Source organism: Brevibacterium metallidurans (assembly GCF_037101285.1).
GTDB lineage: Bacteria > Actinomycetota > Actinomycetes > Actinomycetales > Brevibacteriaceae > Brevibacterium > Brevibacterium metallidurans.
In genome coordinates this window covers 1-19,098 of sequence record NZ_BAAAAF010000026.1, presented here as the reverse complement: position 1 = coordinate 19,098, position 19,098 = coordinate 1, and the positions used below count along the sequence as shown (strand labels likewise).

The window sequence follows — 19,098 nt, the reverse complement described above, 5'->3', positions numbered from 1 at the left end:
AGGCACGTCGAGGTCTTCCGGACGGGTTGTGTGAGAACTCCCATCATCGGAAGACCTCGACCCTCACCCCGACACCGACGCGCCGCCCCAGGTCGCACCACAGCTACACCCTCATCTGTGAAGAGCCCCTTTTGCGATCCGAGTGGGTTCATGCGATCCGTACGCGTCCAAACGATCCACACACACGTTCACGTGATCTGCACGAGCGGCCTAACCCGACCACGCCTCCCACAGACGGGCGTACCGACCACCCAACGCGACCAGATCGGCGTGCGTGCCCTCTTCGACGATGCGGCCGTGTTCCATGACGAGAACCCGATCGGCGGATTCGGCCTGGCTCAGACGGTGAGCGACAACGAGAGCACCCCGACCCCGCAGTGCCGCTCGGGCAGACCGTTCGAGGACATGAGCACCCGCGGAACCTGCCTCGGCGGTCGCCTCGTCGAGGATCGCGAAGTCAGGGTCGGCGAGCACCAGCCTCGCCAGTGCCAAGGACTGCTCCTCGACCGGGCTCAGCCGGGTTCCCCCGTCACCGACCTCGGTCTCGAGGCCGTCAGGCAGGTCGAACGCCCACTCCGCCCCGACCGTCCGCAGCGCCGCGGTGATCGCGGCATCATCAGCATCCGGCACCGGCAGTGCGACATTCTCACGCACCGACCCGGCGAAGGTATGGACCTCCTGGGCAACCATCGCGATATGCTCACGCAGCACCGGCTCGGCCAGCGACGTCAGCGGGAGACCAGCCGCAGTGTCGTCGGCGTCGGCCGCCGCGCCAATGCCTGGTGCCGTGCCAATGCCGGCCACAGCTCCAATTCCCGACGCCGCGTCGGAGTCTGGGCCCGACCCAGGAGGAACGAGGACGGCACGCCCCTGGGTGGGCGAGGAGAGCCCCGCGATGATCCGCGCGAGCGTGGACTTCCCCGCCCCGGTGGCGCCCACGACGGCAACGACCTCACCGGGGGCCACGTGCAGGCTCACTCCCGAGAGCACCGGGCGGCTAGGGACCGGACCGTCGTCATAGGAGAACCAGACGTCGTCGAGGACGAGCGCCGAACGTCTCCGACCGGACCCACCCCGGTCCTCGAGCGGAATGACGGCGTCCCGCCTCGGCGCGTGCTCTGCCTCCTCGATGACCCCGACCATACGGGTCAGGGACGCACCGGCGGACTGGACCTGATCGAAGAGGCCGACGAGCGCACCGATCGGATTGAACAGACGATGGAAGACGAGCGCCGCCGTCGTCACTGCGCCCGCGGTCGACTCCCCGAACCACACGAGCGCGAACCCGGCGATGAGGATGAGGGAGAGCACGACCGCCTCGGCGCGGTTGTTGCGGCTGAAGGCGCGGGTGAGGAACCGGAACACCCCGATCGACAGATCCCGCGCTTCACCGGAGGCCGCGTCGATGCGGCCCAGCTCCCCCGCCTCGGCGCGGTAGGCCCGCAGGGTTCCGGCACCGGTCAACCCGCCGAGGAGACGCCCGGCACGCCGACCGAACGCGGCCCGCTCCTCCCGGTAGATCGGCTCCGACCTCGGCAGATACCAGCGCAGCGTGAGCCAGTACATCGGCAGCGCTATGAGCCCGACGATCCCGAGGCGCCAATCGATGGCGGCCATGCCAACCGCTGACACGATGACGACGAGGAGCGACTCGACGATGATCGGCAGCACTTGTGCGGCCGCCTCGCTGATCATGCGTGAATCGTCGGCGACCCGGGAGACGAGGTCACCGGTCCCCGTCCGCTCGATTTTCTGCGCTTCGAGCGAGAGCGCCGACTCGACGACCTCGGTGCGCAGCTGCGCGACTGCGGGCATCGCGATCCGGGCGAGCGCCCACGCACCGATCCATGTGCCCACGGCCATGACCACACCGGCGATCGCGACGGCGATCGCACACTGCCACACCACCTCGGCCCCGGCACCGTGAGGCAGCTCGTCGACGAGGCGACCGATCGCCCACGGACCGACGAGCCCCGCCGCGGCATTCGCGGTCCCGGCGATGACGAGGAGGACGATCCACCCGCTGCGGGCGCGCAGCAGTGGAACCAGGCGGGAGAACGCCTGCCGCCGGGACGCGATCGGCAGGGTCGTCGGGGCGCTCATCGGGTCACCGCCTTGCGGTAGGTGTCGTCTGAGTCGTTGAGCAGCTCGGCATGCGTGCCGGTGCGGACTACACCGCGGGCCGGGACGAAGACGACGGTGTCGGCGGCGGCGAGGAACGCCGGGGAGCTTGTCAGCAGCACGGTCGCCGTCGTCGTCGAGCTGCGCAGACGGGTGAGGCCCGCACTGATGCGCGCCTCGGTGACGGCATCGACGGCTGTCGTCGGTTCGTCGAGGACGAGAAGGCGCGGGCCCGCGTGTAGCGCGCGAGCCAGGGCGATGCGCTGCCGTTGCCCACCGGAGAGGTTGCCGCCGAGCTCGAGGATCCGATGGTCGAGGCCGCCGCCGACGAGGTCGAGGAGCTCATCCGTGCCCGAGGCGGTAAGCACTTCGACTTCGACCTCGGCGGCGCGCTCACCGGGGAGCATGGTGATGTTCGAGCGGATCGTCCCCTCGAACAGATCGACCGCGTGCGGGGCGACGACGATGTCCTCGCGGCTGTGCTCCCGCGCGTGGTTCGCCAGCGCGGCGACGAGAGTGGACACTCGCGCGTGGTCCTCGACGACGAGGCACGTGAGCGTCCCGAGCGGCGCATCGAACGAACATGCCCGTTGTTCCCCCACCCTCCAGTTCCGCACCGTCAGACCGGCCTCGCCGAGGTGGACCTCGGGTTCCGCGGGACTCTGCGGGTCGGTGGGATGGGCCGGATCTTCCACCGGTGCGGGGCCGGCCGGCTCGGTGGAGGTGACGGCGGTGAAGCTGCGGTCAGCGGCGTCATTGCCGGTGCGGTCTACGTGGGCGGCTCCGGCGACATTCGGTTGGGCGCCGTTCCGGTCGGCGTGCTCGATGTCGGTGAGGAGGCGGGAGATCCGGACGGCGGCACCGTGGGACTGGGCGAAGAGGCCGACGATGTCGGCAAGTGCGCGCATCGGTTCAGTGAGGAACGCCGTCATTCCCAGGATGCCGATGAGTGCTCCGACGCCCAGCTGCCCCTCGATGAGTCGGAGGCCGGCGACGACGAGCACGACCGCGAGGACGACGGACATGACGAGGGCGCCGAGGCCGGCGAGCCGGCCCGTGCGCTCACCGGTGGCCACCCCCGCCTCGGCGGCGGCATCGGAGGCGGCACGGTAGCGAGCGGCGGCCCATGGCTCCCCGCCGAGGGCTTTGATCACCCGCAGCCCGCTCATGAGGTCGGCGGCCGAACGTCCGGCCTGCGCGACGGCCTCGAGCTGGGCGCTCGCCTTCGCCGAGACGGACCGGCCGGGCAGGGAGACGACGACCAGGCCGATCGGGACGGCGACGAGGACGACGAGGCCCGTGACCGGGTCGGCGATGAGCAGGAAGACGGCGGCCGTGATCATCCCGAGGACGGCGGCGATGCCGCGCCCGAGCTGCGAGAACGACTGCGCTGCGGTGTCGGCGTCGGCTGAGGCGATCGAGAGGACTTCGCCGGAGGCTCGGTCGGCGGGCAGGTTCGCCGAGGTGAGGGCCGCGTGTGTGATCTCGACCCGCAGCGCGTGCGCCTCATGTTCGCGTGCGGCATTGCACCACCGCGCACCGAAGCGGTAACCGTAGCTGAGGACGGCGAAGAGGAGGAGCAGCCCCGCGATCGAGACGGCGAGCATCGGGATCGAGAGCGGGATGATCGCGACATCGACGACGATGCCGATGGCCACCGGCACGAGCGCTTCGCACACCTGCCACAGCGACATCGCGACGACCCCGGGGACGAGGAGGCGGAGACGACGGCGGACCGCACGACGCAGCAGCGCCGCGCCGGAGGAGGGAGTCAGCGGCACATAGGTTACCCTAACATCTTCTGACACACCGCCTCGGTGGGCTGTTCATGCACCGTCCGACGACCCTTAGGCCCCTACGTCCCCTACCAGCTGATGACGTGGGGGACGCTCACCTGCTTGAGGCCTTCGAGGCCGAACTCGAGGCCGTAGCCGGACTTCTTCACCCCGCCGAAGGGCACGCGCGGGTCGATCGCTCCGTGCTTGTTGATCCACGTCGAGCCCGCTTCGAGACGCGCCGCGACCCGCTTGCACTCCTCGAGGTCGGTGCCCCACACCGAGGATCCGAGGCCGACCTCGAGCTCGTTCGCCCACACGATCGCCTGATTGAGATCGGTGTACCTGACGATCGGGAGCACGGGACCGAACTGCTCCTCGGCGACGAGCGCGTTGTCGTTGTCGATATCGGCGACGATCGTCGTCGGGTAGAAGTACCCCGGCTGGTCCTCGCGCGGATCCCCGCCGAGGAGGACCCTCGCTCCCCCGTCCTTCGCCGCCTGAACGAGGCGCGCGACGATATCGTACTGCTGCTTGTTCTGCAGCGGCCCGAGGACGTTCTCCTCCTCGAGCCCCACACCCATCGGTATCTGCCCCGCGACCTCGACGAGTGCCTCGCACACCTGGTCGTAGAGGGCCTCGGGCACGTAGAGCCGCTTCATCGCCGCACATGTCTGACCGGTGTTGATGAACGCACCCCAGAACAGGTCGGCGGCGATCGCCTTGGGGTCGGCGTCCTCGAGGACGATGCCGGCATCATTGCCGCCGAGCTCCAAGGTCAGCCTCGCAAGACTGTCCGCGGCCGACCGCATGATCGCCTGCCCCGTCTTCGTCGACCCGGTGAACATGATCTTGTCGACCTCGTCATGATCGGTCAGCGCCGCGCCCACCTTCCCGTCACCGGGCACGACGGTGAGCACATCGGCCGGCAGCACCTGGTTGACGACGGCCACGAGTGCCTGCACCGACAGCGGCGTGTACTCCGAGGGCTTGAGGACGACGGTGTTGCCCATCTTCAGCGCCGGAGCGAACTGCCACACGGAGATCATCATCGGCCAGTTCCACGGCCCGACCGCTCCGACGACGCCGACCGGAGCATAGGTGAGCTCGGCATGCGTGCCTTCCTCATCGACGAGGACCTCGGGTTCGAGGACGAACGCGGCATTCGCCCGCAGCCATGCCGCGCACGCCCCGACCTCGAAGCGGGCGTTCGGTCCGTTGAGCGGTTTGCCCTGCTCCCGGGACAGCAGCTCGGCCAGCGCCTCGGCAGACGCCTCGATCGCATCGGCGGCCTTGTTGAGAAGGTCGTTGCGCTCCTCGACCGGGCGTGAGGCCCACGCGGGCTGGGCGGCTGCGGCCGCAGCGACTGCCGCGTCGATGTCGGCGACGCTGCCCTCACGGGTGCGCCCGACGAGAGCCCCGGTTGCGGGATCGAGGATCTCGCGACCGTGCGGGTCGGTGATCGCCGCGAGCAGTCCGTCGAAGGTGGTGAGGTCAACGGCCGTGGTTTGGGAAGCGGCGGCCGGGGCAGTGGTCTCGTCGGTGGTCATGATTCTCCTTGATGTGGTGACGGGTTGTGGCGGGCAGCGGGTTGTGTTTCTCTCACCCCAGACTCCCACCGGAGCCGATGCCTGCATAGAGCCCGGGCTCACGCGATCGCAGGCCGAGCGCCCACAGCGTCCCGACGAGACCCGGGACGAGGACGAGGGCGGGAAGCAGCCACGAGAGCACGGTCGGCTCCGCGGCGCCGATGAGGACCTCGAAGTTGATGACGATCGCGACGAAGAGCGCGATGAGCCCGAGTGCTGCGATCCCCGGAGCCACGGCCCGCGTCCACACTGAGTACTCGTCCCGACGGGTCCGCAGGAAGCCGATGACGGCGAGCGCGGTCAGGCTCATGAGGAGGACGAGACCGAACGCCCCCATGTTCGTCAGCCACGTGAAGAGGGTGACGACGGGGAAGAGCGGGTCCGTGCTGCCGGCCCCGGCGAGGGCGAAGACGATGATGACAATGAGCGCGAGCCCCGACTGGGCCAAGGACCCGGCCACCGGCGCCCCCGAACGCCGCGACGTGCGGGCGAGGAACTGCGGGAGCACCCGGTCACGGCCGAGGGCGAAGAAGTAGCGGGCGACGATGTTGTGGAAGGCGACGAGGGCCGCGAGCAGCGAGGTGAGGAAGAGGATGTTCGCGAGGTCGACGAACCACACCGGAGCATGCTCGGCGAGGAAGGCGAACATGAGATCAGGGCCGAGCTCCTGCGACTGCCCGATCACCTGCGAAGGGCCGACCGCAACGACCATCGCCCACGCGGAGAGCGCATAGAACCCGGCGATGAAGCTGACCGCGATGATCGTCGCCCGCCCGGCCGTGCGCCTGGGATCTTTGACCTCCTCGTTGTAGATCGCCCCCGATTCGAAGCCCATGAACGCCGCGATCGAGAACGCCAACGCCGCCCCGATCCCGGGAGCGAAGAGCTGGTCGGGCAGCAGGCCGTCGGCGGTGACGCCCTCGGGGCTCTGGACGAGACCGATGAGGTCGAAGACGATGACGATGAGGAACTCGGCGGAGACGATGATGCCGAGCACCTTCGCGGAGAAGTCGACGCGGGCCACACCCATGAGTCCGACGACGGCCCACGCGATGAGCGCGCACACGCCCCAGGGAACCGTGAGCCCGAAGAGCGAGTCGAGCAGCGACGAGAGGACGAACCCGAACATCCCGGCGATCCCGATCTGCATCGCGTTGTAGGCCACGAGCGCGGTCAGCGCCGCCCCGACCCCGGCCGGTTTCCCCAGCCCCTTGGCGATGTAGGCGAAGAACGCGCCCGCATTGTGCACGTGTCGGCTCATCGCCGCGTACCCGATCGCGAAGAGGATGAGGACGACGCCGAGGAGGACGAACGAGAGCGGGATCCCCAGCAGTCCCGTGACCGCGAAGTTGCTCGGCACCCCGCCGGCGACGACGGTCAGCGGCGCCGAGGCGGCGATGATCATGAAGACGAGTGCGGGCGTGCCGATCCGCCTGCCCTCGAGCCTCGCCGAGGCGGGGACCGACTCGGTGTGCTGCGCGGCGGCTGCGCTCATGTGACCCACCTAACGGAAGACGATGTTCCCGCCAGACTGCCAAATCACGGACCCCGGAGTCTTGGCTTTGGGAGCACACCCCTTGACCGAGCGCGCACAGGCGCTTCGCCGCAGCGAACTCAGCGCACCCGCACCTCATCAAGGACTGTGCGCCGATAGACCGCCGGCGGCTGCCCGACAGCGCGGCGGAAGACCCGGGAGAAGTGCGCGGGATCCCCGAAGCCCCACCTCGCCCCGATAGCCGCCACGGGCACATGCGCCTGCAGCGGATCGGCCAGGTCGCTCCGGCACCGTTCGATGCGCCGACGCCGGATCTCCCCGGCCACCGACTCATGGCCCTCGAAGAGCTGATGGAGGGCGCGCACCGACATGAAGTGCGCGGCCGCGATCGTCTGCGGTCCCAGCTGCGGGTCGGCGAGGTGGGCGTCGATGTGGGCGATGACCTCAGCCCGCAGCCGTGCCCGCTCATCGACCGCCTCGGCGGTGGTGCTCAGCTCATCGACCATGACCGTCGTGAGCAGATCGACGACGTTGCCGGCCAACCGCACTCCCACCGATCGAGTGAGGCCGGGCAGCATCGTCCCGGCCTGGGCGATGACCCCGGTGACGACCTCGCCGAGGCTGTGGTCGGCGCCGATCGCGGTCGCCGTGAGCTGTCCGACGGCGTCGGCGGGGAGGGTGACCCGCGACTGCGGGAACATCATGACGTAGGAGGAGAAGGCGGCGTCGAAGCTGAGCGTGTACGGCCGGGAGGTGTCGTAGATCGCCAGTGTCCCCGGCGCCAGCGCCACCTCGCGCCCGTCCTGGATGAGCAGTCCGTGCCCGCTGAGCTGGAGGGAGACCTTGAAGTAGTCGTCGCTGCCGCGGCCGATGAGCTCAGGCGTGCGCAGCACCGCGTGGGGGTCGGCTGCGATGTGGGACATGACGACGGCGTCGTAGTCGCGGGCGCTGATGCGTCCGGTGAAGCCGCCTCGGCGCTGGGGTTCGGTCGCGAGCGGGACGAAGGAGTCCGAGACGAGGCTGCGCCAGCCGTCGAAGTCCCGAGCCGTGCCTTCGTGGAGCATGGGTGAGTCACCTGCCTTGGGCGCGCCGACGTCGGTGTCGGCGCTCATCTGCGGCTCACTCCAGCCTCCAGCCGGGAGATGAGATAGATCAGCTGCGTGCGCAGCCCGGCGAAGTCGAAGCCCTCCCCGCCGAGGATGGACGTCGTCTGAGCGCCGAGGAGGTAGGTGAGGAGGACGTCGGCTTCGGACTCGATGACCACCTCGGCGTCCAACTCCCCCTCCGCCCGAGCCTCGGCGAGCCAGCCGCGGATCCATTCGCGCCAGCGCACCATCGTCGCACTCACCGCGCGCGCATGATCGGGGTCCTGGGCCACCTCGGCGAGGAAGGAGAGGACGACGCGGGCCTCATCGTGGAGTGCGGGGGTGGTCGGGACGACCTCAGCGGCGAACGCGCGCAGCGCGGTCAGACCCCGCAGCCCCTCGGTCGCCAGCACCACCCGGGCGCTCGTCGCCTCGTAGACGTCGATGTAGGTCGCGGCGAGGAGGTCGGCCTTCGAGCCGAAGTAGGACTTGACGACGCCGTTGGCGAAGCCGGCCTCGGCGGCGATGTCGCGCATCGTCGTCCCCGAGAGCCCCTGCCGGACGATGATGCGCGTCGTCGCCTCGACGAGGTCACGACGCCGCTGGGCGTAGTCGACGATCTTGGGCATGGATCCTCCTGGCGACCTTGACTTTATTCTCTACGCATGTAGATTATAGCGTGATCCGGCTCACAACCCCTTCGGGTGCAGCCGCCCGCAGATGCAAAGGTGCCTCATGTCCGCCCACACCACCACGACGACCGACGTCGCCGCGACCCCGTTCTCCCTGCCGAGTCAGGCAGAGATCACCGCCGTCACCGAGGTGCTGCGCGCAGCCGACCTCTTCCCCGCCTCGGCGCGGATGGCCTATATGGGCCTGCTCGATCCGGTCCGCGGAGAGTCCCGGGAGGCGACGAACGTCGACCGCAGGTTCCGGACCTTCGTCATCGACAAGACCGCCGGCACGGCCCGCGACATCGTCGTCTCCGCGACCCACGGCACCGTCGAATCCGTCACCGAGGTGGACTCCTCGCTCGCCGGTGAGTTCCCCGTCATGGAGGAGGAGTTCGAGATCGTCGAGCAGGTGCTCAGCGAGGATCCTGCCTGGCAGGAGGCGATCGCCCGGCGCGGCATCCCCCTCGAGGAGGTCCGTGTCGCCCCGCTGTCAGCCGGGGTGTTCGAGTACCCGGAGGAGCGGGGCAGGCGGATCCTGCGTGGGCTCGCCTTCCACCAGCAGCACGAGACCGACAGTGCGTGGGCGCACCCGATCGACGGCCTCGTCGCCTACGTCGACGTCACCCATCGCACCGTCGACCAGGTGCTCGACCTCGGCGTCATGCCGGTGCCCGCCGAACACGGCAACTACACCGACCCCGAGCTCACAGGGCCGATCCGGCAGACGCAGAAGCCGATCGAGATCACCCAGCCGCAGGGGCCGAGCTTCACGGTCACCGAGGGCAACCACATCGAATGGGAGAAGTGGTCCTTCGACGTGGGCTTCGACATGCGTGAGGGCCTCGTCCTCCACAACATCGCCTTCGACGACGGCGACGAACGGCGGATGATCCTGCACCGGGCGGCGATCGCGGAGATGGTCGTCCCCTACGGCGACCCCTCCCCCGTGCGATCGTGGCAGAACTACTTCGACACCGGCGAATACCTCGTCGGGCAGTGGGCGAACTCCCTCGAACTCGGCTGCGACTGCCTCGGCGACATCACCTACCTCTCCCCGTGGGTGGTGAACAACCTCGGCGAACCGAGGCAGATCGTCAACGGCATCTGCATGCATGAGGAGGATGCGTCGATACTGGCCAAGCACTCCGACCTCTGGTCGGGGGTCGCCTACACCCGGCGCAACCGGCGCTTCGTCGTCTCGTTCTTCACCACCGTCGGCAACTACGACTACGGGTTCTACTGGTACCTCTACCTCGACGGGACGATCGAGTTCGAGGCGAAGGCGACCGGTGTCGTCTTCACCTCAGCCCTGCCCGACGGCTCGAGCGACTTCGCCTCGGAGATCGCCCCGGGACTCGGCGCCCCGTTCCACCAGCATCTCTTCGGCGCCCGGCTCGACTTCGCCCTCGACGACGGCGGCTGCCGGGTCGAGGAGGAGGACGTCGTGCGCCTGCCGGTCTCGGAGACCAATCCGCGGGGCAACGCGTTCACCCGCAAGCGCACCCTGCTCGCGACAGAGCTCGCCGCCCAGCGGGACGCCGATCAGTCGGTCGCCCGGACCTGGGTGGTCTCGAACCCGGAATCGATCAACCGCCTCGGCGAACCGGTCGCCTACAAACTCCACCCGACCGGTCTGCCGACGCTGCTCGCCGCGGAGGACTCCTCGATCCACAAGCGGGCGACGTTCGCGTCGAAGGCGCTGTGGGTGAGCCAGTACGCCGTCGACGAGCGGTACCCGACCGGGGACTTCCCCAATCAGCATGCCGGTCACGGGGGCCTGCCGACGTGGACGGCCGCGGATCGGAACATCGACGGTGAGGACATCGTCGTGTGGCACACCTTCGGGCTCACGCACTTCCCGCGCATCGAGGACTGGCCGATCATGCCCGTCGACACCGTCGGGTTCACGCTGCGACCCGAGGGGTTCTTCGACCGTTCCCCCGTCCTCGACGTGCCCGCGCCGGAGTCCGGAGGCCACTGCTGCGGGGAGTGAGATCGGGGCCGGTGCGTCCCCGGCAGCCCCGGTTACGGCAGGTGCGGTTGGCCCCTGCCCGATAGGATGAGCAGCGACCGACCTGCCGCCTCATCGCCGAGGAGAATCGTTGCCCGCACCGCTCGGACGCCGCCGATCGACGGCGCGGTCCGCTGTCGTCGCCATCGTCGTCGCGCAGTGCTTCGGGACGGCGCTGTGGTTCAGTCCCAGCGGAGCCGCCGCGGGACTCTCGGCCTGGCTCGACGCCGGTCCCGCCCAGTTCGGCTGGCTTGTCGCGGCGACGCAGATCGGGTTCATCGTCGGCACTCTCGTCAGCGCCCTCACCGGCCTCGCCGACCGGTTCGCACCCGAGCGGATCTTCATCGTCGCAAGCCTCCTCGGGGCGGGCCTCAATCTGGGGTGGACGCTGCTCGCCCCGAATCTCGCCCTCGTGTGGATCGCGCGGTTCGCCGTCGGGGTGTGCTTGGCCGGCATCTACCCGATGGGGATGAAGATGATCGTCAAGCGGGCCCGGGCGCGGTCGGCGCAGGCGCTGAGCTGGCTCGTGGGCATGCTCGCGCTCGGCACCGCGATGCCGCAGCTGCTGGCCGCACTCGGGACCGACCTGCCGTGGCAGGCGATCATGTGGGGTTCGTCCGGGCTCGCCTTGGTGGGGGCGGTGCTCATCGCCTCGATCGGTGGGAAGAGCGGCCCCGCCGAGGCGGTTCCCGAGTCCCCGTCATCACCTCAGTCGGCACGAGGCGAGGGTGCGGGTCCGGGTCGGGACTCGGCTCTGCGCCGGCTCTTCTCCGACCGCGGGTACCGTGCCGCCGTGTTCGGCTATGTCGGACATATGTGGGAGCTCTACGCGTTCTGGGCGGTCGTGCCGACGCTCACCCTCACCGCACTCTCGGCGCGGGTCGACGCCACCGGAGTGGCTGCCACGAGCTTCGCGATCATCGCCGTCGGCACACTCGGCTGCATCCTCGGCGGGGTCGTGAGCCGGAGAGCAGGAAGTGCGCGCGTGGCCGCGACTGCCCTGGCCGGGTCGGGTCTCATGTGCCTGCTCTATCCCCTACTGCCGGGGATTCCCGCGCTGCTCGTCGTCGTCCTGCTGCTGTGGGGGCTCTTCGTCGTCGCGGACTCCCCGCAGTTCTCCGAACTCGCCTCGACCTTCGCCCCCGACGACCTCACGGGCACCGGGCTGACGGCGATGAATTCGATCGGATTCGGCGTGAGCGTCATCAGCATCGTCCTCCTCCAGGGTGTGCTCACCGTGGTCGGCGAACCCGCACTGTGGCTGCTGCTGCCGGGTCCGGTGCTCGGTCTGCTCGCGATGCGGCCGCTGCTGCGGCGAGCACGGACGCACGCTACTTGAGCAGACGGTCCATGCGTCGGTCGCTCAGCCGTTTGTCGCCGGTCTGACAGCCGGGACAGTACTGGAGGGACTTGTCGGCGAACGAGACCTCGGCGATCGTCGTCCCGCACACGGGACACGTCTCCCCTGTCCTCCCGTGGACACGCAGGAGCTTCTTCTTCGCGGCCTTGACCTTCGACGGCGGCAGACCGACCAAGGCATCACGGGCCGAGGTGAGCACGGAGACCATCGCCGCATACATGGCTCCGGCGTCGACCTTCTCGGCGGTGGCGAACGGCGAGACCTTCGCGGTGTGGAGGATCTCGTCGGAGAATGCGTTGCCGATCCCGGCGATGAGCGACTGGTCCTCGAGCACCGTTTTGATCCGCGAGCGACTGCCCGCGAGCACCTCGGCGAACTCGTCGGCCGACAGATCAAGCGCGTCGGGACCGGCATGGGCGATCGCCTCGACCTCGGCGAGGTCGCGGACCAGGGAGACCGACGCGTTCTTCTTGGTCCCCGCCTCGGTGAGGTCGAACCCGGCACCCGAGGCGAGGCTCACCCGCATCCCCAACGGCCCTTTGCCCATCCGCACGGGCCCGGTCGGCACCGTATCGTGCCAGACCAGCCACCCGGCCCGGGCGAACCGGCAGACGAGGAAGAGACCCTCGAATTCGAGGATGAGCGCCTTGCCGACCCGGGTGACGCCGGTGATCTCGAGGCCGATGACGGCGTCGAGGGGCGGGTCGGCCGTGTGCAGCAGTGCGAGCTCGGCGATGTCGATGTGCGCGATGAAGTCGCCGACCACGCGGGGCCGGAGGAATTCGACGAGCGCTGAGACTTCGGGCAGTTCCGGCATTCCCCCAGTATGGCCCCTGCTCAGTCGGGCGCAAGGGCTGTGCGAACCCGGACAGCAGAACGCCGGGTGGTCGCGATGACCACCCGGCGCTGGGAGATTGTGTCAGCCCTGGCCGGCTGCGGCGCTGCCGCCTGATCCGGAACCGGATCCGCCCGAGCCGGAGCCCGACCCGCTGCCCGAGCCTGAGCCGCTCGAACCGCTGCCGCTTCCGCTTCCGCTCGAGCCTGAGCCGCTGCTGCCCGATCCGGAACCCGCGGAGCTGCTGCTGCCGGAGCCCGAGGTGCCGGAGTCGCTGCCCGAGCTGCTCGAACCGGAGGTATCCGAGTTCGTGCCGCTGGTGTCGCTGCTCGAGTTCGTGCCCTGATCGGTTCCCGTCTGGTCGCCCTGCGAATCGGAGGACGAGGACTGATCGCTCTCGCCGGTCGTCGAGGAGCTGCTGTCGCTGCCCGAGTTCTGGTTCGCGTTCTGCCCGTTCGACCCGGAGTTCGATGACCCCGAACCGCCGTCGCTGCCACCGTCCTGGGAGGTGCCGGACTCTTCGCCGCCGCCTCCGCCGGTGACCGACTTCGAGATCTCCGAGGTGCCCGGAGAGATGTCGGCTTCCGTGAGGTTCTCGGCGATGACGACACCACCGAGGCCGATGCCGAAGGCTGCCACACCGATCGCGACCGGGTAGAGCACGCGCTTGCGCTTGAGCTTCTGCCACCAGGACTTCGGTTCGTCCTCGGTCTCCGTGCCGGCGGCCGCCTCGGCCTGCGCTTCGGCTTCGTCGAGGTTGCCGAACGCGGTGTCGCTGCGATCACCCTCGACGTCGTTCGAGGTGGTGGCCGGAGTCGTGCCGTAGACGGCCGTGGCGTCTGGGTCGACAGGGTTCGGAGTGGTGGCGGGTGTCGTGCCGTAGACGGCGGTCGCATCGGGGTCGGCGGGGTTCGCGGTGCCCGGCTTCGCGGTTGCAGCGCCAGCGGCCGCAGCGGCAGCACCAGCACCGGCCGCAGCACCACCGGCGGCGAGCGGGAGCCCTGCCCCCTTCTTCACGGCCGGTGCGAGCTTCGCCCCGACCTCTTTGACCGCTTCCTTGCCCTTCTCGATGCTCTTGCTGTAGAGGCTGACGGCGATGGCGGTGACGATGCTCGCGATGCCCGCACCGATGACGGTGCCGGCGACGCCGAGCTGTCCGCCGATGACCGAGGAGGTCGCCGCGGCACCCGCGCCGGCGAGCAGCTGGGTCGCGGAGATGCCGTTGCCGCTCTTCTCCTTCTTCTCGCCCTTCTCGTCGTCGGAGTCGTCGGTCGTCTCGAGCTTCGTCGTCTCCTGCCCGAGCGCCGGAGCCACCGCGGTGGCCTCCGTGCCCGTCGGCTGAGCGCCCGTCGGCTGCGCGGCAGTCGTCGCCGCGTGCTGTGTCGCCGGCTGAGCTGTCGTTTGGGCGGCGGTGTCAGGGCGGATCGGGTTGGGTGGCATCACCGGGGTCGTCGCCGGGTGGGCGGCCGTCATCTCCTCGGTGATGAGCGGCAGGGTGTGCGACGGCTGGGTGCCGGGCGTCGGCTCCGACGACGGCGTCGATCCCGCTGCGCCGCTGCCGGCTGCGGGATCGGTCGGGTTGTGCTCGTCTCTCTGATGCGACGCCAAAGTACCTCCAAGAACGTGTGTCGTCTCCCAGTATTCTCTGCAGAGGTCCGGAGTTCCTGACCGGGGTCTCCCGATCCTGAGAACCGGCTGGACGCCAGACGTCGGACCTCACGCATGACCAGCGATGATGCCGCACCGTGTGATCGCCGGTACACGCGACTCGCACGTTTTCCCCAGGATCATGGTGTCGGTCGAATCCGACGACCGCGTCAGCCGGATCCGTGTGCAGTGCCGGTCGAATCCGTGGGCTGTGTCAGTCGAATCCGACGACGCCGAGGCGGTCGGGCAGTTCGTCACCCGTGCCGAGTTCGAGGAGGTCGAACCGTCCCCACTGCTCGTCGGAGTCGAGGGTGAGGACGAAGCGCGCGGGTCCGCTCGGTGCCGGGATCATCGTCAGGCCCTGCAGACTGCCGCCGGTCTCGACCATGAGGTTGACGGCGAAGCAAGGCTCACTCAGTTCGGTGAGGACGACCTCGGAATCGCCGGTGAAGCGCAGGGGACTGTCGGGCCCTGCCCGGTGCGGGGTGCCGGAGATCTCGAGGACCACCTCGGCGGTGGGAAGGAACGTCCGATCAACGCCGGGCAGGGAGGAGAACGGCCCGGGTCGTTCGAGGCGGGCGATGCTCAGACGCCACCGCGCACGGTCAGGGGTGAGAGCTGCGGACTCGACGAGGGAGACGAGTTCGGTCGTCTCCCCGGCACCATTGGCCCAGGCTGCGGGGGTGATGTCTGCGAAGGAGGCGATGCGGCGCATGGCCCCCATCGTAGGCGCACGGCCCTATCCCGGAGGGTCAGTTCACGCAGAGGCAGAAAGGGTGGCCGGCGGGATCGAGGAAGACGCGGAAGGTCTCGCCCGGCTGGAATTCGGCCTTCCCGGCGCCGAGTTCGAGGACCTGCGCCTCGGCGGTGTCGAGGTCGTCGACCATGACGTCGATGTGCATCTGCTGCGGATGGTCCTGGCTGGGCCAGCCCGGGGCGCGGTAGTCCTCGACCTGCTGGAAGCAGATGGGCGGCCAGGAGTCGGATGTGATCTCTGCCCACGTGCCGTCGTCGTCGACGCGGACCTGCCAGTCGAGGAGGTCGCCGTAGAACTTGGCGAGCTCACCAGCATCCGGAGCATCGAGAACGACCACGGGCTGCTTTGCGATAGCCATGGTGCAGAGTCTACGCCGGTGGACGGACACGAAGAAGGGCGGCGACGGGAATCCCGCGACCCGTAGGATTGTTGAGCAATATGCCACGCAATCCGAACCGATGACACGAGGCCTCCATGCGCACCCATCAGCTGCCCGTCGCCGACCATCCCGCGGTCTACATCATCCACGACAATCCCGAGTGGATTCCGCCCTTCGCCGAGGCGCTCGACGCCCAGGGCGTCGAGTTCGTCGAATGGCTGCTGCCGGGGTCGACGATCGACCTCTCCGCGGAGCCGCCGGAGGGGATCTTCTGGTCCCGGCTCTCGGCGTCCTCGCACACCCGCACGGACCCGCACGTCAAGGACTACGGCCGGGCCGTGCTCGCGTGGCTCGAGGCCGCCGGGCGCACGGTCGTCAGCGGCGCGGACGTCTATGAGCTCGAGGTGAGCAAGATCCGTCAGCATCGGGAGCTTGAGTCCCGCGGCTTCGACGTCCCCCGCACGGCTGCGGCGTTCGGATCCGGCGCCCTCGCCGAGGCGGCTGCCGACTTCGCTCCCCCGTTCATCACGAAGCACAACCAGGGCGGCAAGGGGCTGGGGGTGCGGCGGTTCGATGCGCAGGCCGAGCTCGATGCCGTGATCGCCGACTTCGGTCCGGGAGGGGCGAACGAGCCGATCGACGGCATCACGCTCGTCCAGGAGTACCTCCAGCCCGCCGAACCGTTCATCACTCGCGCCGAGTTCATCGGCGGACGCTTCCACTACGCGGTCGCCGTCGACGTCTCGGCCGGCTCGTTCGAACTCTGCCCTGCCGACGCGTGCGAGATCCCGGGTGCGGGCGGCGCTGGCAGTGCGCCAGGCGCGGGCGCGCCCTTCGCCCAGTTCACCCGGCGGGAGTCGATCACTGCAGAGACGCCTCTCATCGGCCGGCTCGAAGCGCTCCTGCGCGATCTCGGCATCGACTTCGCGGGGGTCGAGTTCATCGAGACCGCCGACGGCCGGCAGGTCGTCTACGACATCAACACGAACACGAACTACAACTCCGCAGTCGAGAAGGCCGAGCGAGCCGCCGGACGTCAGCCTGCGGGCGCCCGAATCGCCGAGGTCCTCGCCGACCACCTCGGCGAGGTGACCGGAGTGCCGACGGATGCCGCAGTCCCGGCGATGTGAGATAGTCTCGAACCACCACAGGGGAGCGCCGAATCCGGCGCTGAGAGTGCGCACGCAGACCCTTACACCTGATCCGGGCAATGCCGGCGGAGGAAGTTGGAGGACACGAATGATCACTGTGCCAGCAGGCGGTGCCGTCGAGGCGCTGCGCAGGTCAGCCGACGAGGATTGGGCGGCGGCCGTCGGCCACCGATTCGTCGAGGAGCTCTTCGCGGGCACCGTCCCCGACGAGGTCATGGCGACCTATCTCATCCAGGACTATCAGTTCTTCGAGGACTTCCTCGCGATGCTCGGCGCGTGTGTGGCCCATGCCGACCGGATCGAGGCGAAGCTGCGGTTCGCCCGGCAGCTCGGGTTCCTCGAAGCCGATGAGGATTCGTACTTCGTCCGCGCCTTCGCCGAGGTGAGGGTGAGTCCCGAAGACTATGCCGACCCCGTCCTGCTGGCTCCGACCGCGGGCTTCCGGGATGTCATGAAGGGGGCGGTCGCCTCGGCGTCGTACCCGGATCTCCTCGTCGTCCTCGTCATCGCCGAATGGCTCTACCTCGATTGGGGCGAGCTGGAGCGAGACATGCCCACTCGCGATGTCCACGTCGGGTGGATCGAGCTCCACCGCGGTGAGGACTTCGCCGCCTGGGTGCAGTTCCTCGTCGACGAACTCGAACGCGTCGTGCCTCGAGGGGACGACGCCGAGGCGGTCGCGACCCGGGACCGGCTGACCGCGCTGTGGGGGCGAGCCGTCGGCCTCGAGCGCGCGTTCTTCGACGAGGCGTACCGGTCTCAGCACTCGTAGACCTCGGCGGCCGCGGCACGCCCCTCCCGTGGCACGATTGACCGATGAACGATTCGCCCGCCGTCCCCGACGCCGACCGCATTCCCTTCGGAGTCTTCAGCCCGGAGATCATCGAATCCGTGCCGCCGAAGTTCTTCCCCACCATGGTGTGGGGCTACTTCGAAACGGAGGACTCGGACGGGGAGACCGGGTGGATCGAACGGACCTCGGACGGGGCGTCGTACTCGACGATCCTCGCTCAGATCTCCGGCTTCCTCGTCGAAACCGAGGCGGCGAATACGTGGGTCGACAGCGATGACGGATCTGACGAGGTAGCCGACGAGACCGCTGCGCCCATGGACCGCACCCTGTCCGATCTCAGCGGCGACGTCCTCGTCGAGGAAGCCTCGGCGGCGCTGTCCCGCCTCATGGTCTACCCGCTTCCCGACGGTCACGAACCCACTGGCCGCTACGTCGCCCTGATCTGCGACGACGACCCCTTCGAATCGGGCAACGTGGAGCTCCTCAACGAAGACGTCAGCAGCGAACTCATCGAGGGCCTGCTCCGCGTCGCGCAGACGCGCTTCGCCGAGACCCTCTCCTCCAGCCCCTTCGACGACGACGTCGATGGAGCTGACGCCGCAGACGGTTCCGAGGCGACTGCCGAGAGCGAGACCAGCACCGATTCCGAACGCACGGCTCCGGCGACCGAAGTGACCTCTGTCCTCAGCGGCGACCAGACGTCCCCTCCGATCACGACGTTCGGGCAGATCTTCGACGGCTGGGCCTTTCTTCCGCTCCCTGAAGACGTCGACGTCAGCGCCGTCTGGTCACTCGTGCTCACCACCGACTCCGAGGACGTCATCCGGTGGTACACCCGACGCACCCCGCTGCTCGATGAGAACCTCCTCGTCGGCGCCCTGTCACGGATGACGTTCGAACGCGAACTCGAACTCATCGACAGCTTCGACCAGGACGACGACGAACCCTCACGTCTGATGCGCGAGACGATCCCCGAACTCCACTCGCTCGTCCCCGACGACTCTCCCACCGGCCCGCTCGACCCCCGCGTCGCGTCTCTGGCGACGAGGTCGCTGCCGAGCACCGAGACCGCGATCGTCGCCAGCCTCCTCCTGTTCGGCACAGATGCGCTCGGATCGAGCAGCGTCGTCTGCGTCAGGGAACTGACAACGGACACCGTGGCCCTGGGGGATTCCGAAATCGACGGCTTCGAGGAACTCGGCCTCTACCGCTCCGTGCTTCGCGACATCCTCCGCAACGGCCTCGGCGAGTTCTGACCGTCCCCCGCAGCACGCTCGACACCACAGTCCCGACACCTCATGATGCTCCTATGCTCAGTCAAGCGGCATTGAGGAGAAATTTGCGATACCTGCTTGCGAACTCATCATCGCGTGATTTGCCTCGTTCGATCGTCGAGACCTTCATCGGCCACACACCGAACTCCTCC

The 19,098-nt window shown here is 68.8% G+C and carries 15 protein-coding genes and 1 riboswitch; of the genes, 5 read left to right on the top strand and 10 right to left on the bottom strand.

The annotated features are described in order from the left end of the window. Positions 1-210: 210 nt before the first annotated feature. The 6 genes from AACX88_RS16860 to AACX88_RS16835 form a co-directional block, all read right to left on the bottom strand. Positions 211-2,103 carry an ABC transporter ATP-binding protein gene (locus AACX88_RS16860; RefSeq protein WP_339394025.1) on the bottom strand — a complete coding sequence of 631 codons (1,893 nt, stop codon included), beginning with the start codon at positions 2,101-2,103 and terminating at the stop codon, positions 211-213. Further along, positions 2,100-3,902, bottom strand: a complete 1,803-nt coding sequence (locus AACX88_RS16855; protein WP_339394024.1) for an ABC transporter transmembrane domain-containing protein — start codon at positions 3,900-3,902, stop codon at positions 2,100-2,102. Before AACX88_RS16855 ends, AACX88_RS16860 begins: the two co-directional genes overlap by 4 nt. A gap of 83 nt (positions 3,903-3,985) precedes the next feature. Next, entirely contained in the window at positions 3,986-5,446 is a 1,461-nt protein-coding gene (locus tag AACX88_RS16850) for an aldehyde dehydrogenase family protein (RefSeq protein ID WP_339394023.1), read from the bottom strand. Positions 5,447-5,498: 52 nt separating this feature from the next. Continuing rightward, positions 5,499-6,980: an APC family permease gene (locus AACX88_RS16845; protein ID WP_339394022.1), complete on the bottom strand. Its 1,482-nt coding sequence runs from the start codon at positions 6,978-6,980 to the stop codon at positions 5,499-5,501. Positions 6,981-7,099: 119 nt separating this feature from the next. Beyond that, positions 7,100-8,044 (bottom strand): AraC-like ligand-binding domain-containing protein, encoded by a 945-nt coding sequence (locus AACX88_RS16840; RefSeq protein WP_422614453.1) that lies wholly within the window; start codon positions 8,042-8,044, stop codon positions 7,100-7,102. A 44-nt stretch (positions 8,045-8,088) separates the two neighbouring features. Further along, entirely contained in the window at positions 8,089-8,694 is a 606-nt protein-coding gene (locus tag AACX88_RS16835; RefSeq protein WP_339394020.1) for a TetR/AcrR family transcriptional regulator, read from the bottom strand. A 106-nt stretch (positions 8,695-8,800) separates the two neighbouring features. Between AACX88_RS16835 and AACX88_RS16830 the strand changes: the two genes are divergently transcribed. Further along, on the top strand, positions 8,801-10,732 hold the full coding sequence (locus AACX88_RS16830; RefSeq protein ID WP_339394019.1) for a primary-amine oxidase: 1,932 nt from the start codon (positions 8,801-8,803) through the stop codon (positions 10,730-10,732). Positions 10,733-10,841: 109 nt separating this feature from the next. Further along, a complete protein-coding gene (locus tag AACX88_RS16825; protein WP_339394018.1) occupies positions 10,842-12,089 on the top strand; it encodes an MFS transporter in 1,248 nt (415 codons plus the stop codon). On the opposite strand, the gene AACX88_RS16820 is transcribed toward AACX88_RS16825, so the two are convergent. The 4 genes from AACX88_RS16820 to AACX88_RS16805 all read right to left on the bottom strand — a co-directional run bounded on the left by AACX88_RS16820 (position 12,082) and on the right by AACX88_RS16805 (position 15,707). Continuing rightward, on the bottom strand, positions 12,082-12,927 hold the full coding sequence (locus AACX88_RS16820; protein WP_339394017.1) for a DNA-formamidopyrimidine glycosylase family protein: 846 nt from the start codon (positions 12,925-12,927) through the stop codon (positions 12,082-12,084). The two genes, AACX88_RS16825 and AACX88_RS16820, sit on opposite strands and share 8 nt — an antisense overlap. Positions 12,928-13,029: 102 nt before the next feature. Continuing rightward, positions 13,030-14,553 (bottom strand): hypothetical protein, encoded by a 1,524-nt coding sequence (locus tag AACX88_RS16815; protein WP_339394016.1) that lies wholly within the window; start codon positions 14,551-14,553, stop codon positions 13,030-13,032. Positions 14,554-14,806: 253 nt separating this feature from the next. Next, positions 14,807-15,307, bottom strand: coding sequence for a HutD family protein (locus AACX88_RS16810; protein ID WP_339394015.1), 501 nt, complete (start codon positions 15,305-15,307; stop codon positions 14,807-14,809). Between the two features lie 37 nt (positions 15,308-15,344). Then, complete coding sequence (locus AACX88_RS16805; RefSeq protein ID WP_339394014.1) at positions 15,345-15,707, bottom strand: VOC family protein; 363 nt, start codon at positions 15,705-15,707, stop codon at positions 15,345-15,347. Positions 15,708-15,823: 116 nt separating this feature from the next. Between AACX88_RS16805 and AACX88_RS16800 the strand changes: the two genes are divergently transcribed. The 3 genes from AACX88_RS16800 (at position 15,824) to AACX88_RS16790 (ending at position 18,928) form a co-directional block, all read left to right on the top strand. Further along, positions 15,824-16,858: an ATP-grasp domain-containing protein gene (locus tag AACX88_RS16800; protein WP_339394013.1), complete on the top strand. Its 1,035-nt coding sequence runs from the start codon at positions 15,824-15,826 to the stop codon at positions 16,856-16,858. Between the two features lie 9 nt (positions 16,859-16,867). Then, a riboswitch (TPP riboswitch) is annotated at positions 16,868-16,970 on the top strand. Further along, positions 16,968-17,651, top strand: a complete 684-nt coding sequence (locus tag AACX88_RS16795; protein WP_339394012.1) for a TenA family protein — start codon at positions 16,968-16,970, stop codon at positions 17,649-17,651. (Overlaps the previous riboswitch by 3 nt.) A 44-nt stretch (positions 17,652-17,695) precedes the next feature. Next, positions 17,696-18,928, top strand: coding sequence for a hypothetical protein (locus AACX88_RS16790; protein ID WP_339394011.1), 1,233 nt, complete (start codon positions 17,696-17,698; stop codon positions 18,926-18,928). The last annotated feature ends 170 nt before the right edge of the window (positions 18,929-19,098 follow it).

What these genes read in the sequence shown, in the direction of transcription:
- AACX88_RS16860 (WP_339394025.1), bottom strand. Translation starts at nt 2,103, where the DNA reads ATGAGCGCCCCGACGACCCTGCCGATCGCGTCCCGGCGGCAGGCGTTC.
- AACX88_RS16850 (WP_339394023.1), bottom strand. Translation starts at nt 5,446, where the DNA reads ATGACCACCGACGAGACCACTGCCCCGGCCGCCGCTTCCCAAACCACG.
- AACX88_RS16845 (WP_339394022.1), bottom strand. Translation starts at nt 6,980, where the DNA reads ATGAGCGCAGCCGCCGCGCAGCACACCGAGTCGGTCCCCGCCTCGGCG.
- AACX88_RS16840 (WP_422614453.1), bottom strand. Translation starts at nt 8,044, where the DNA reads ATGCTCCACGAAGGCACGGCTCGGGACTTCGACGGCTGGCGCAGCCTC.
- AACX88_RS16835 (WP_339394020.1), bottom strand. Translation starts at nt 8,694, where the DNA reads ATGCCCAAGATCGTCGACTACGCCCAGCGGCGTCGTGACCTCGTCGAG.
- AACX88_RS16830 (WP_339394019.1), top strand. Translation starts at nt 8,801, where the DNA reads ATGTCCGCCCACACCACCACGACGACCGACGTCGCCGCGACCCCGTTC.
- AACX88_RS16820 (WP_339394017.1), bottom strand. Translation starts at nt 12,927, where the DNA reads ATGCCGGAACTGCCCGAAGTCTCAGCGCTCGTCGAATTCCTCCGGCCC.
- AACX88_RS16810 (WP_339394015.1), bottom strand. Translation starts at nt 15,307, where the DNA reads ATGCGCCGCATCGCCTCCTTCGCAGACATCACCCCCGCAGCCTGGGCC.
- AACX88_RS16805 (WP_339394014.1), bottom strand. Translation starts at nt 15,707, where the DNA reads ATGGCTATCGCAAAGCAGCCCGTGGTCGTTCTCGATGCTCCGGATGCT.
- AACX88_RS16800 (WP_339394013.1), top strand. Translation starts at nt 15,824, where the DNA reads ATGCGCACCCATCAGCTGCCCGTCGCCGACCATCCCGCGGTCTACATC.
- AACX88_RS16795 (WP_339394012.1), top strand. Translation starts at nt 16,968, where the DNA reads ATGATCACTGTGCCAGCAGGCGGTGCCGTCGAGGCGCTGCGCAGGTCA.
- AACX88_RS16790 (WP_339394011.1), top strand. Translation starts at nt 17,696, where the DNA reads ATGAACGATTCGCCCGCCGTCCCCGACGCCGACCGCATTCCCTTCGGA.